This is a genomic window from Variovorax sp. Soil_C_12 (genome assembly GCF_057657375.1).
This window is the reverse complement of the sequence record NZ_JBDGIO010000008.1, coordinates 205,522-218,608: the sequence shown is the minus strand read 5'-3', so window position 1 is coordinate 218,608 and position 13,087 is coordinate 205,522. Positions and strand designations below refer to the sequence as shown.

At 68.5% G+C, this 13,087-nt stretch carries 9 protein-coding genes; 2 read left to right on the top strand and 7 right to left on the bottom strand.

Annotation, left to right across the window (positions count from 1 at the left end; genetic code table 11):
• Window positions 1–17: 17 nt before the first annotated feature.
• From gshB to leuS, 7 genes are all read right to left on the bottom strand, one after another.
• Window positions 18–959 (bottom strand): glutathione synthase, encoded by a 942-nt coding sequence (gene gshB / locus AC3A6X_RS22410; protein WP_487844269.1) that lies wholly within the window; start codon window positions 957–959, stop codon window positions 18–20.
• 145 nt (window positions 960–1,104) lie between these two features.
• The gene (locus tag AC3A6X_RS22405) at window positions 1,105–2,973 is read right to left on the bottom strand and encodes a potassium transporter Kup (protein WP_487844268.1); all 1,869 of its coding nucleotides are present in this window, start codon (window positions 2,971–2,973) and stop codon (window positions 1,105–1,107) included.
• Between the two features lie 163 nt (window positions 2,974–3,136).
• Window positions 3,137–4,435, bottom strand: coding sequence for a glutamate--cysteine ligase (gene gshA / locus AC3A6X_RS22400; RefSeq protein WP_487844267.1), 1,299 nt, complete (start codon window positions 4,433–4,435; stop codon window positions 3,137–3,139).
• A gap of 98 nt (window positions 4,436–4,533) precedes the next feature.
• Window positions 4,534–5,826 (bottom strand): glutamate-5-semialdehyde dehydrogenase, encoded by a 1,293-nt coding sequence (locus AC3A6X_RS22395; RefSeq protein ID WP_487844266.1) that lies wholly within the window; start codon window positions 5,824–5,826, stop codon window positions 4,534–4,536.
• Window positions 5,827–5,914: 88 nt separating this feature from the next.
• On the bottom strand, window positions 5,915–6,976 hold the full coding sequence (holA, locus tag AC3A6X_RS22390) for a DNA polymerase III subunit delta (protein WP_487844265.1): 1,062 nt from the start codon (window positions 6,974–6,976) through the stop codon (window positions 5,915–5,917).
• Window positions 6,976–7,482, bottom strand: a complete 507-nt coding sequence (locus tag AC3A6X_RS22385) for an LPS-assembly lipoprotein LptE (protein ID WP_487844264.1) — start codon at window positions 7,480–7,482, stop codon at window positions 6,976–6,978. The genes holA and AC3A6X_RS22385 overlap by 1 nt, the downstream gene beginning before the upstream one ends.
• A gap of 8 nt (window positions 7,483–7,490) precedes the next feature.
• A complete protein-coding gene (gene leuS, locus AC3A6X_RS22380; RefSeq protein ID WP_487844263.1) occupies window positions 7,491–10,154 on the bottom strand; it encodes a leucine--tRNA ligase in 2,664 nt (887 codons plus the stop codon).
• Between the two features lie 163 nt (window positions 10,155–10,317).
• Here leuS and glgC point away from each other — a divergent pair, with 163 nt between their 5' ends.
• Entirely contained in the window at window positions 10,318–11,607 is a 1,290-nt protein-coding gene (glgC, locus tag AC3A6X_RS22375) for a glucose-1-phosphate adenylyltransferase (protein WP_487844262.1), read from the top strand.
• Entirely contained in the window at window positions 11,604–13,064 is a 1,461-nt protein-coding gene (gene glgA, locus AC3A6X_RS22370) for a glycogen synthase GlgA (protein WP_487844261.1), read from the top strand. Before glgC ends, glgA begins: the two co-directional genes overlap by 4 nt.
• Window positions 13,065–13,087 lie beyond the last annotated feature (23 nt).

Below are 13,087 nucleotides of genomic sequence, written 5' to 3'. Positions count from 1 at the left end.
GGGCGCCGGCCAGCGGCTCAGCGCAGCTCGGCCTCGAGCGCGTCGATGAACATCGCCGGCACGTCGAAGCCGGTCTGGTCCGTGATCTCCTGGAAGCAGGTCGGGCTGGTGACGTTGATCTCGGTGAGCGAGTTGCCGATCACGTCCAGCCCGATCAGCAGCAGCCCGCGCTCGTTGAGCACCGGGCCGATGGCCTCGGCAATGCGCCGGTCCTGCTCCGTCAGCGGCTGCGCCACGCCCTTGCCGCCGGCGGCCAGGTTGCCGCGCACCTCGCTGCCTTGGGGGATGCGCGCCAGGCTGTAGGGCACGGCCTGGCCGCCGATCACCAGGATGCGCTTGTCGCCCTGCGTGATCTCGGGCACGAAGCGCTGCACCATGATGGTCTGCGCGCCATTCTTGTTGAGCGTCTCGACGATGGAGCCGAGGTTCAGCCCGTCGGCCCGCACGCGGAAGATGCCCATGCCGCCCATGCCGTCCAGCGGCTTCAGGATGATGTCCTGGTGCTCGGCATGGAAGGCGCGCACCGCGTCCGCGTCGCGCGTGACCAGGGTGGGCGTGGTGTACTCCGCGAACTCCATGATCGCGAGCTTCTCCGGGTGGTCGCGCAGCGCGCGCGGCTTGTTGATCACGCGCGCGCCCTCGCGCTCGGCCTGCTCGAGCAGGTGGGTGGCGTAGATGTATTCGGCGTCGAAGGGCGGGTCCTTGCGCATCAGCACCACGTCGAAGGCCTGGAGGGGGCGCTCGATCACGGCTTCCTCGCGGAACCAGGCCGCTTCGCCGGTCAGCGTGATCTCGCGCACCTTCGCGATGACGGGGTGGCCGCGCTGCCAGGTCAGGTCTTGCGACAGGCAGGCCGAGAGCTTGTGGCCGCGGCGCTGCGCCTCGCGCATCATGGAGAAGGTGGTGTCCTTGTAGATCTTGAACTGCTCGAGCGGATCGGCAATGAAGAGGATGTGCATCAGGATGTCTTTCCGGCGTTCGATGAAGGGCGGGCCGCGTCTGCTGCCGCAGCGGCCCGGACGTCTTGCTTGATCTTGCAGGCAGGTGCGATGTCCTTGCCGGCGAAGGGTTTGCGGGCCAGGCGCTGCATGGTTCTGAGGGTGGCTAGATCTCTATCTTCGAGCCGAGCTCCACCACCGCGTTGTTCGGCAAGCCCAGGAAGCCCGCCGCCCCGCTCGCACTGTGGTGCATCTGGGCGAACAGCTTCTCGCGCCACGGCGCCATGCCGCTGCCGAGCGTGGGAATGACCACGTCGCGCGAGAGGAAGTAGCTGGTGGTCATCGGCTCCAGCTGGCAGCCGCGCAGACGCGCATGCTCGAGTGCGCGCGGCAGGTCGACGTCGTTCTTGAAGCCGTAGTGCACGATCACCTGCCAGCAGTGGTGGCCGAGCGCCTCCATCTCGATGCGCTTGTCCATCGGAATCCACGGCACCTCGTGGTTGCGCACGGTGACGAACAGGTTCTGCTCGTGCATCACCTTGTTGTGCTTGAGGTTGTGCAGGAGCGCATTGGGCACCACGCCGGGCTCGGCGGTCATGAAGACCGCGGTGCCGTCGACCCGCGCCGGCGGATTGACGAAGACCGAGTCCAGGAAGCCGCGCAGGTCGATGGCCTCGGCCATCTGCATCTGGCCCATGAGGCGGCGGCCTTCCTTCCAGGTCAGCATCAGCATGAAGACGGAGCCGCCGATCAGCAGCGGGAACCAGCCGCCCTCGAACAGCTTGAGCAGGTTGGAGGCGAAGAACAGGAAGTCGACCACGAAGAAGACGCCGGTCGCCGCAATGCACAGCGCCAGCGGGTACTTCCAGGCGTAGCGGATCACGAAGAAGGTCAGCACCGTGGTGATCAGCATGTCGGTGGTGACGGCGATGCCGTAGGCCGCGGCCAGGTTGCTGGAGGAGCGGAACATGACCACCGCGAGCACGATGGCGACGAACAGGCCCCAGTTGACGAAGGGGATGTAGATCTGCCCGGCGGCACGCACGCTGGTGTGCTCGATGTTCAGGCGCGGCAGGTAGCCCAGCTGGATCACCTGGCGCGTGACGCTGAAGGCGCCGGTGATCAGCGCCTGCGAGGCGATCACCGTGGCCGCGGTGGCCAGCAGCACCAGCGGGATCAGCGCCCACTCGGGCGCCATCATGAAGAAGGGGTTCTTCACCGCCGCCGGGTTCTCCAGCAGCAGCGCGCCCTGGCCGAAGTAGTTGAGCGTGAGCGCCGGCATCACGACCGAGAACCAGGCGACGCGGATCGGCCGCTTGCCGAAGTGGCCCAGATCCGCGTAAAGCGCCTCCGCCCCGGTCACGCACAGCACGGTCGCGCCCAGGATGATGAAGCTGGTGCCCGGGTTGTCCCACATGAAGCGCAGCGCGAAGTGCGGGCTGACGGCCTTGAGGATGGACGGGTGGGTGATGATCTGCGAGACGCCCAGGAGCGCGATGACCAAGAACCAGGCCAGCGTGATGGGCCCGAAGAAGCGGCCGATGCCCGAGGTGCCGTGCTTCTGCACCGCGAACAGGCAGAACAGCACGACCAGCGTGATCGGGATCACATAGTGCTTGAAGTGCGGCGACACCACCTCCAGGCCCTCGACCGCCGACAGCACCGAGATGGCCGGGGTGATGACGCCGTCGCCATAGAACAGCGAGGTGCCGAAGATGCCGACCATCAGCAACACGTGGCGCAGCCGGGGCTTGTCGACCACCGCCTGCGAGGCCAGCGCCAGCATCGCGACCAGGCCGCCCTCGCCCTCGTTGTCGGCGCGCAGCACCAACACCACGTACTTGAGCGAGACGATCACCGTCAGCGTCCAGAAGAACATCGACAGGATGCCGTAGACGTTCTCGACCGTGAACGGGACATGGCCGTGGCCGAACACCTCCTTGACCGCATACAGGACGCTGGTGCCGATGTCGCCGTAGACGACGCCGATGGCCGCGAGGATCAGCGCGGCGGAGGAGGATTTGGTGGGGGACACGGAAATCGATGCACAAGGGTGTCGGCGTGATCTTCACGCCCTGGCGCCTCGACGGCCTCATGAGGCCTGCCGCGTTGCCCTCCGCCCTCGGGGTTTTGCGTTGCTGTGGGGTCGCTATTTTGCCGCCACCCGGACCCGCCGCAAGACCGGGGCGATTAAGAAATCATTCGTACGTCTCGGCGTCGGGATCGGTGGCTTCCATTTCATAGCTGGCCGCCACCATGGCCAGCCGGCCGATCACCCCGTACATGTAGAAGCGGTTGGGGGCGCTCGCGCCAGGCTTGGCGCCCGGCTGCGGTAAGTGCGCACTCTCCGAGAAGGCCAGCGGCACGAAGCTGGCCCCCGGGATGTTGAGGTTCTCGTCGGGGCTGCGCTCCGCATGCACCCGGTAGAAGCCGCCGACCACGTAGCGGTCCATCATGTAGACCACCGGCTCGGCCACGCCGTCATGCACGCGCTCGTTGGTCAGCACGCCTTCCTGCACGATCAGGTCGCCCGAGGCGCGCACCTCGTCGTTGGCGGCGGCGCCGCGGGTGCGTGCGCGATGGTTGAAGGCCTCCAGGTCCTTCACGTCGCGCACCGTCATCACGCCCATGGGGTCGGCGCCGTTGTCCGACTTGACCACCACGAAGGGCTTCTCGTTGATGCCGTATTCCTTGTACTTGCGGCGGATCTTGGTGAGCAGCGCATCGACGTGGCTGGTGAGCACGTCCAGCCCCTTGCCTTCGGTCAGGTCGACGCCGCCGGCACGGGCGTGCATGGGGTTGATCAGCCAGGGGTCGATGCCCAGCAGCTTCCCGAAGCGCTTGGACACTTCCTCGTAGCTGTGCAGGTGGTTGCTCTTGCGGCGCACCGACCAGCCCGCATGCAGCGGCGGCAGCAGGTACTGCTCGTGCAGGTCCTCGACGATGCCCGGCGTGCCGGCCGACAGGTCGTTGTTGAGCAGGATGGTGCAGGGGTCGAAGTGCTTGAGCCCCAGGCGCCGCCGGCTGCGCACCACCGGTTCCAGGCACACGCTCTCGCCGTGCGGCAGCTCGATCTTCTTGGGCGACTTGATGGCCGGGTCGATGGAGCCGACCCGCACGTTGAGCCCCGCCATGTGGAAGATCCGCACCAGCCGCGCCACGTTGGCCAGGTAGAAGGTGTTCTTCGAGTGGTTCTCGGGGATTACCAGCAGGTTGCGCGCCTCGGGGCAGATCTTCTCGATGGCGGCCTGCGCGGCCTGCACCGCCAGCGGCAGCATGTCGTCGGTGAGGTTGTTCCAGCCGCGCGGAAAGAGGCTGGTGTCGACCGGCGCCAGCTTGAAGCCGGCATTGCGGATGTCGACGGAGCTGTAGAACGGCGGCGTGTGCTCCATCCATTCGAGCCGGAACCAGCGCTCGATGGCCGGCATGGAGTCGAGGATGCGCTGCTCCAGTTCGTTGATCGGGCCGGTCAGGGCGGTGACGAGGTGGGGAACCATGAGGCGGCCTTGTTATGCGTGTTCTGCGACGAAAGGTGGAGTGGAATTGTAGGATTTGAGGGCGCCGGCCAGGATGACAAGCGCCTGCTCGCCGCCCTTCAGCTCCGAACTTCGCCCTGCCCCAGCACCACGTACTTCAGCGAGGTCAGCCCCTCGATCCCCACCGGCCCGCGCGCATGGAACTTGTCGGTGCTGATGCCGATCTCGGCCCCCAGCCCGAACTCGAAGCCGTCGGCGAAGCGCGTGCTGGCATTGACCATCACGCTGGCCGAGTCGACTTCGCGCAGGAAGCGCTGGGCGTGCATGTGGTCGCGGGTGACGATGGCGTCGGTGTGGTGGCTGGAATAGCGGTTGATGTGGGCGATGGCCTCGTCGACGCCCTCCACCACCTTGATGCTGATGACGGCCGCCAGGTATTCCTCCGACCAGTCGGACTCGACCGCGTCGACCACCTTGGCGCCCGGGGGCAGCGCGCCCTCGGCCCGCAGGATGCGCGCGGCGGCGGGGTCGCAACGCATCTCGACCCCCTTGGCCGCGAAAATGGCGCCGATCTCGGGCAGGAAGCTCTCGGCCATCGAGGCCGCGACCAGCAGGCCCTCGGCCGCGTTGCAGGGGCTGTACTTCTGCGTCTTGGCGTTGTCCACGATGCGCACCGCCATGTCCAACTCGGCCGTGTCGTCGACGTAAACATGGCAGTTGCCGTCCAGGTGCTTGATCACGGGCACCTTGGCCTCGCGGCTGATGCGTTCGATCAGGCCCTTGCCGCCGCGCGGGATGACCACATCCACGAACTCGGGCATGGCGATCAGCCGGCCCACGGCCTCGCGGTCGGTGGTCTGCACCAGTTGCACCGCCTCCACCGGCAGGCCGGCCTCGGCCAGCGCCTCGCCCACCAGCGCGGCCAGGGCCTTGTTCGAGTCGATCGCCTCCGAGCCGCCGCGCAGGATGGCCGCGTTGCCGCTCTTGATGGCGAGGCTGGCCGCCTCGATGGTCACGTTGGGCCGGCTCTCGTAGATCATGCCGAAGACGCCGATCGGCACGCGCATCTGGCCCACCCGGATGCCGCTGGGCTGCTGGCGCATGCCGATGACTTCGCCGATCACGTCGGGCATGGCGGCCAGCTGCTCGCAGCCCAGCGCCACGGTCTCGATGGTCTTGGGCGTGAGCTTGAGGCGATCGACCATCGGGGCCGAGAGGCCGGCGGCCTGGGCGCGTTCGACGTCGCGCGCGTTGGCGGGTGCCAGGGCTTCGGCGCTCTCGCGCAGGCGCCGCGCCAGCGCCTTGAGCGCCTGGTTCTTGGTCGCCGCGGGGGCCTTCGCCATCCGGGCGGAGGCCGTCTTGGCCTGCAGCCCCAGGGCCTGCATGTGTTCGTTGACGTTGAAGGCGTTCATGACCCGCATTTTCCCACGCGAGGCCCGCGGGACTGGGCGGCGCATGGAAACGCCGGGTTCCTGAAAAAGCAACGCCGGGCGGACGGCTTCAACCGCGCGCCGGCGCCGCGCAGGCCCGGCACAGCATCAGCGCCAGCCGCTGCAGCGCCTGCCAGCCGCTGGCCGGCCAATCGGGCTGCTTCAGGCCCTTGACGATGCCGTCGACCACATGGGCGGCGCGCAGCAGGCGGGCCAGCGCGCGATCGTCCAGCCGCGGCAGCACGCGCTCGAAGGTACGCTCGCGCGGGCCCCAGATGCGGTTCTCGCGCAACGCCATGGGCAGCGGGCGGCCGGCCGACATGGCGTCCTTCACCCGCTTGAGCGCGCGGATGTCCTCGGCCAGCGTGTAATGCACCAGCACCTCGGCCTCGCCCTCGGCCTGCAGGCCGTCGAGCATGCGCGCCACCCGCTGCGGGTTGCCGCCCAGCACCGCCTCGGAGAGCTTGAAGACGTCGTAGCGCGCCACGTTGTTGACCGCGGCCTCGACCTGCTCCCAGCCGAGCTCGCCCGCGGGGTAGAGCAGCGCGAGCTTCTGGATCTCCTGGTGCGCGGCCAGCAGGTTGCCCTCGACGCGGTCGGCGAAGAACTGCAGGGTGCGCTGGCCTTCCTCGCCACCCTTCACGCGCTGGTCCTGGCGTGCCAGCCGCTGCGCGATCCACTGCGGCAGCGCGGCGCGCTCGATGGTCTCGACGGGCAAGGTGACGCCGTGGGTCTCGAGCGCGGCAAACCAGGCGCCGGTGCGCGTGGCCTTGTCCAGCCGCGGCAGCAGGACCAGCGTCAGGGTGCTGTCGTTGCCCGCGGCGGCCTCGGCGATCTGCTGCAGCGCGGCGCTGCCGTCCTTGCCCGGCTTGCCCGAGGGGATGCGGATCTCGACCATCTGCCGGTCGGCGAACAGGCTCAGCGAGCCGCCGGCCGCCAGCACCGCGCTCCAGTCGAAATGGGCGCCGGCCACGGTGTAGGAGCTGCGCTCGGTGTAGCCCTGCTGCCGCGCGACCGCGCGGATCGCGTCGGCCGCCTCCTGCGCGAGCAGCGGCTCGTCGCCGTGGATCACGTAGAGCGGCTTCAGCCCCTTCTGGAGGTGGGCTTCGAGCTGGGCCGCCGCGAGCTGCATCAGAGGCTCTTGACGGCCGCGAGCCGGCGCAGGGTCTGCTGGGCGATGTCGGCCTGCATGTCGCGGTACAGCAGCTCGGTCTCGCTTTCCTTGGCGAGGGCGGCGGTTTCGTTGTAGGTGATGTCGCGGGACTGCTCGATCACGATCGGGCCCAGCAGCTCCTTGCCGCCGGGCGTGCGCAGCCGGATGCGCATCGTGAGGCGCAGCTGCAGCTCGCGCACCTGGCCGGACGAGTTGGTGGAAAGCACGGCGCTGCCGCGGGTCTCGGACAGGACGTCGAGGATCGCCTCGGCCCGCTCCTTCTCCTCCTCGGGTATCAGCTCGACGTTGCCGGCAGCGCGGAACTGGCGGCGCAGCGCCACCACATAGGCCGATTTGCCCGGCACCGCCAGCGACTTGAAGGCGAAGTCCGGCGCGCGGCGCAGCTGGAAGCCGCAGCCTGAAAGCAAGAGCGTGGCGGCCGCGCCGGCGAGCAGGGCGCGACGCGAGGGGAAGGATCTGTTCATGTCCACGCTCATATCACCACGTTGACCAGCCGCCCGGGCACCACGATCACGCGCTTGGCCGTGGCACCTTCGGCGTGCTTGACGAAGGCCTCGCTCGCCAGCGCGATCTTCTCGATCTCCGGCTTGGTCGCATTGGCGGGCACGCGCAGCGAGCCGCGCAGCTTGCCGTTGACCTGCAGCATCAGCTCGATCTCGTCCTGCTCGAGCGCGACCGTGTCGACCTCCGGCCAGGGCGCGTCGAGCAGCGCGCCGTGCAGCTTGTCGTAGCCGAGCGCATGCCACAGTGCATGCGTGATGTGCGGCGTGGCCGGGTAGAGGCAGCGCAGCAGGATGCCGAAGCCTTCGCGCACCGCCGCCCGGTCGCCCGGGCTGCCGTTGGCCTTGAAGCCCTCCAGCGCGTTCAGCAGCTTCATCGCGCCCGACACCACGGTGTTGTACTGCATGCGCTGGTAGTCGTAGTCGACCTGCCGCAGCACGGTATGCACCTCGCGGCGCAGCGCCTTGGCTTCCTTGCCGAAGGCCGAGCGCGGATCGACCATCTCGATGTCGATCTCGGTGCCTTCAGGCACGGCCGCCTGTGCCGTGCCGAGCGCGACGCCGTAGTTCCAGACCCGGCGCAGGAAGCGGAAGCTGCCCTCCACGGCGGCGTCGTTCCACTCCAGCGTGGCCTCGGGCGGCGCGGTGAACATGGTGTAGAGGCGCGCGGTGTCGGCGCCGTACTTCTCGATCAGGTCCTGCGGGTCCACGCCGTTGCGCTCGCTCTTGCCCATCTTGCCGACGCCGCCGTACTCGACCGCCGTGCCGTCGGCCAGCGTGCCGCCGGTGATGCGGCCTTGCGCGTCCAGCACCTGCGTCACCTCCGAAGGCGGGAAGTATTCCTTGCCGCCCTTCTCGTTGCGCCGGTAGAAGATGTGGTTGAGCACCATGCCCTGCGTGAGCAGCTTGCTGAAAGGCTCGTCCACCTTCACCAGCCCGAGGTCGCGCATCACCTTGGTCCAGAAGCGCGCGTAGAGCAGGTGCAGGATCGCATGCTCGATGCCGCCGATGTACTGGTCCATCGGCATCCAGTACTTGGCGCCCTCGGCGACCATGGCCTGGTCGTTCTTCGGATCGCAATAGCGCATGAAGTACCAGGCGCTGTCGACGAAGGTGTCCATGGTGTCGGTCTCGCGCCGCGCGGGCTTGCCGCAGACGGGGCAGACCACGCCGGCATGGAAGCCTTCGTGCTTGTGCAGCGGATTGCCCGAGCCGTCGGGCACGCAGTCGGTCGGCAGCACCACCGGCAGGTCCTTCTCGGGCACCGGCACCGCGCCGTGCTCATCGCAGTGGATGATGGGGATCGGCGTGCCCCAGTAGCGCTGGCGGCTCACGCCCCAGTCGCGCAGGCGCCAGGTGGTCTGCATCTCGCCCAGGCCCTTCAGGTCCAGCGCATGCGCCACCGCCTTGACCGCCTCGGCATAGGACATGCCGCTGAAGTTGTCGGAGTTGATGGTCACGCCGCGCTGCTTGTCGGCGTACCAGTCCTGCCAGCGGTGGTAGTCGAAATGCGGCTCGTCATCGACCAGCACCACCTGGATGATCTCGATGCCGTACTTGTTGGCGAAGGCGAAGTCGCGCTCGTCGTGCGCCGGCACGCCCATCACGGCGCCGTCGCCGTAGCCGATCAGCACGTAGTTGCCGACCCAGACGGGCACCGGCTCGTCGGTGATCGGGTGGCGCACATGCAGGCCGGTGGGCACGCCCTTCTTCTCCTGCGTCGCCAGCTCGGCCTCGGTCGTGCCGCCGCTCTTGCATTCCTCGACGAAGGCGGCGACCTTGGGGTCCAGCTTCGCGGCATGCACGGCCAGCGGATGCTCCGGCGCCACGGCGCAGAAGGTGACGCCCATGATGGTGTCGGCCCGCGTGGTGAAGACGTACATGCGGCCGCCCTGGATGAGCTCGCCCTTCTCGTCCCTGATGTCGTGCGGGAAGGCGAAGCGCACGCCCTCGCTCTTGCCGATCCAGTTCTCCTGCATCAGCTTGACGCGCTCGGGCCAGCCCGGCAGCTTGTGCTGGGTGTGGTCGAGCAGTTCCTCGGCGTAGTCGCTGATCTTCAGGTAGTAGCCGGGAATCTCGCGCCGCTCGACGGTCGCGCCGGTGCGCCAGCCCTTGCCGTCGATCACCTGCTCGTTCGCCAGCACGGTCTGGTCGACCGGGTCCCAGTTGACCACCTGGGTCTTGCGGTAGGCGATGCCCTTCTCGAGCATCTTGAGGAACAGCCACTGGTTCCACTTGTAGTAGCCGGGATCGCAGGTCGCGATCTCGCGGCTCCAGTCGATCGCCAGACCCATGGCCTGGAGCTGGCCCTTCATGTAGCCGATGTTCTCGTAGGTCCACTTGGCCGGGGGGACGCCGTTTTTGAGCGCGGCGTTCTCGGCCGGCAGGCCGAAGGCGTCCCAGCCCATCGGCATCAGCACGTTGTAGCCGCTCATGCGCAGGTAGCGCGTGAGCATGTCGTTGATGGTGTAGTTGCGCACATGGCCCATGTGCAGCTTGCCGCTGGGGTACGGCAGCATCGAGCAGGCGTAGTACTTCTTCCTTTTCGCGTCCTCGGTCACGCGGTAGGCATCGGCGGCCGTCCAGGCCGCCTGGGCGGACGACTCGACATCGCTGGGTTTGTAGCTGGGGTTCATGGGACTTCGACAACAGCCCGGCATCGGCTGGCCGGGGGAAGGCGGATTATCGCGGCTGCGGCGCCGGGGCGGCGTCCGGCTGCGAACCCGGGCAGCGAAGCAGCCACGAACACGCCAGAAATGCTAGGCTGGCGCCCGACGGAAAAGACGACGGAGGCAAGAGATGGAAAGCAGCACGCAACCGAATCTTCAGGCCCACCAGCTCGTTCGCCGCACCATTGCGCTGGTACTGGCGGGCGGACGGGGCTCCCGCCTCAAGCAATTGACCGACCGCCGGGCCAAGCCGGCGGTGTATTTCGGCGGCAAGTTCCGCATCATCGATTTCGCGCTCTCCAACTGCCTCAATTCGGGCATCCGGCGGATGGCGGTGGTCACCCAGTACAAGTCGCACTCCCTGATGCGCCACCTGCAGCGCGGCTGGAGCTTCCTGCGCGCCGAGCTCAACGAGATGGTGGACGTGCTGCCGGCCCAGCAGCGCGTCGGCGAGGAGCACTGGTACCGCGGCACGGCCGACGCGGTCTACCAGAACCTGGACATCATCCAGACCCGCTCGACGCCGCACGACTACGTGGTCGTGCTGGCCGGCGACCACGTCTACAAGATGGACTATTCGATCATGCTGGGCGACCACGTCGCGCATGGGCGGGGGTGCACGGTCGGCTGCATCGAGGTGCCCCGCATGGAAGCCGTCGCCTTCGGCGTGATGGCGGTGGACGGCGAACGCCGGATCTCCGCCTTCCTCGAGAAGCCGGCCGACCCGCCGGCCATGCCCGGCAAGCCCGAAGTCGCGCTGGCCAGCATGGGCATCTACATCTTCGACTCCGAGTACCTGTACCGCCTGCTGGAGGAAGACAGCGCCGACCCGGCCTCCAGCCATGACTTCGGCAAGGACATCATCCCGCGCTCGGTCGCCCAGGGGCGGGCGGTGGCGCACCCCTTCGGCATGTCCTGCGTGACGCGCGCGCGCCACGGCGCCGACGCCAAGGCCTACTGGCGCGACGTCGGCACGATTGATGCATTCTGGGCTGCCAACCTCGATCTGGCCTCGATCACCCCCGAGCTCGACATCTATGACACCGACTGGCCCATCTGGACCTACCAGCGGCAGCTGCCGCCGGCCAAGTTCGTGCTCGACCGCGACGGCAAGCATGGCATGACGGTCAATACCATCGTCTCGGGCGGCTGCATCGTGTCCGGCTCGCACGTCAAGGATTCGGTGCTGTTCTCCGGCGTGCGGGTGCATTCCTTCTGCAGGATCGAGGAGGCGGTGCTGCTGCCGGACGTCGAGGTGGGCCGCGGCGCGCGGCTTCGCAAGGTCGTGATCGACCGCGGCTGCGTGATTCCCGAGGACATCGTCGTCGGCGAGGATCCGGCGGCCGACGCGGCGCGTTTCGAGCGCACCGAAGGCGGCGTGGTGCTGATCACGCGCGACATGCTAAAGCGGCTCGAATGAGGATCCTCCAGGTCAGCGCCGAACTGTTCCCGCTGCTCAAGACCGGTGGCCTGGCCGATGTTGCCGGCGCGCTGCCGCGGGCCTTGCTGGCCGCGCAGCAGGACGTGCGGGTGCTGCTCCCGGGCTTTCCGGCGATCCGGGATGGCGTTGCCGACGCGGTCCAGGTGGCCGAGCTGGAGGCTCCCTGGGGCGAGCGCGTGCGCCTGCGCCTCGGGCGCATCAGGGCCGAAGGCGCGCCGGACCTGCCGGCCTACTGGATCGACGCGCCGTGGCTGTACGACCGCCCGGGCAATCCGTACGAGGACGCGCAGCGGAAACCCTACGGGGACAACCACCGGCGCTTCGCGCTGCTGGGCTTTGCCGCAGCGCGGATCGCCCACGGGCTCGATGCGGCCTGGCAGCCCCAGGTGGTTCATGCGCACGACTGGCATGCCGCCCTGGCGCCGGCCTACCTGGCGTTCGCGCCCCGCCACGGGCATCCGCGCGTCGGCAGCGTCTTCACGGTCCACAACCTGGCTTACCAGGGGCTGTTCGCGCCCTGGGATTTCGCCGACCTCGGCCTGCCGGCCACCGCCTGGGGGATGGACGGCCTGGAATACCACGGCCAGCTCTCCTTCATGAAGGGCGGCCTGGGCTTCGCCGACCGCATCACCACCGTGAGTCCGACGTACGCCCGCGAGATCCAGACGCCCGAGCAGGGCTGCGGGCTGGACGGCCTGTTGCGCCGCCGCAGTGGCGTTCTCAGCGGCATCCTCAACGCGGTCGACGACCAGGTCTGGAACCCGGCCACCGACGCGCTCCTGCCGCACCGCTTCGAGCCCGGGCAATGGGCCGGCAAGATGCGCTGCAAGACGGCGCTGCAGGCGCAGCTCGGGCTCGCGCCGGGGGCCGAGACGCCGCTCTTCGTGGTCGTGAGCCGCCTGACCGAGCAGAAGGGCCTGCACCTGGTGCTCGGCGGGCTCGACGCCCTGCTGGCGCAGGGAGGCCAGTTGGCCCTGCTCGGCAGCGGCGATGCCGGGCTGGAGCGCGCATTCCGCGAACGGGCCACAGCCGCGCCGCGGTCGGTCAGCGTCACGCTGGGCTACAGCGAGCCGCTCGCGCACCGCCTCTTCGGTGCCGGCGACGTGACCCTGGTGCCCTCGCTGTTCGAGCCCTGCGGCCTGACGCAGATGTACGGCCTCAAATACGGCAGCCTGCCGCTGGTGCACCGCGTCGGCGGCCTGGCCGACACCGTCGTCGATGCCACGCTGGAAGACATGGCCGACGGCCGGGCCACCGGCTTCTGCTTCGACACCTTCGACGCCGACGGCTTCGGGCGCGCGCTGCGCCGCGCCTTCGCCCTCTACCGCCGCCCGGCCGACTGGGACGCGGTGCGCGCCAGCGCGATGGGCCGCCCCGCCGACTGGGGCAGCGCGGCCGCCCGCTATCTCGACGTCTATGCCCAGGCGCTGGCCTGAGGCAACAAACACCACCCCACCCT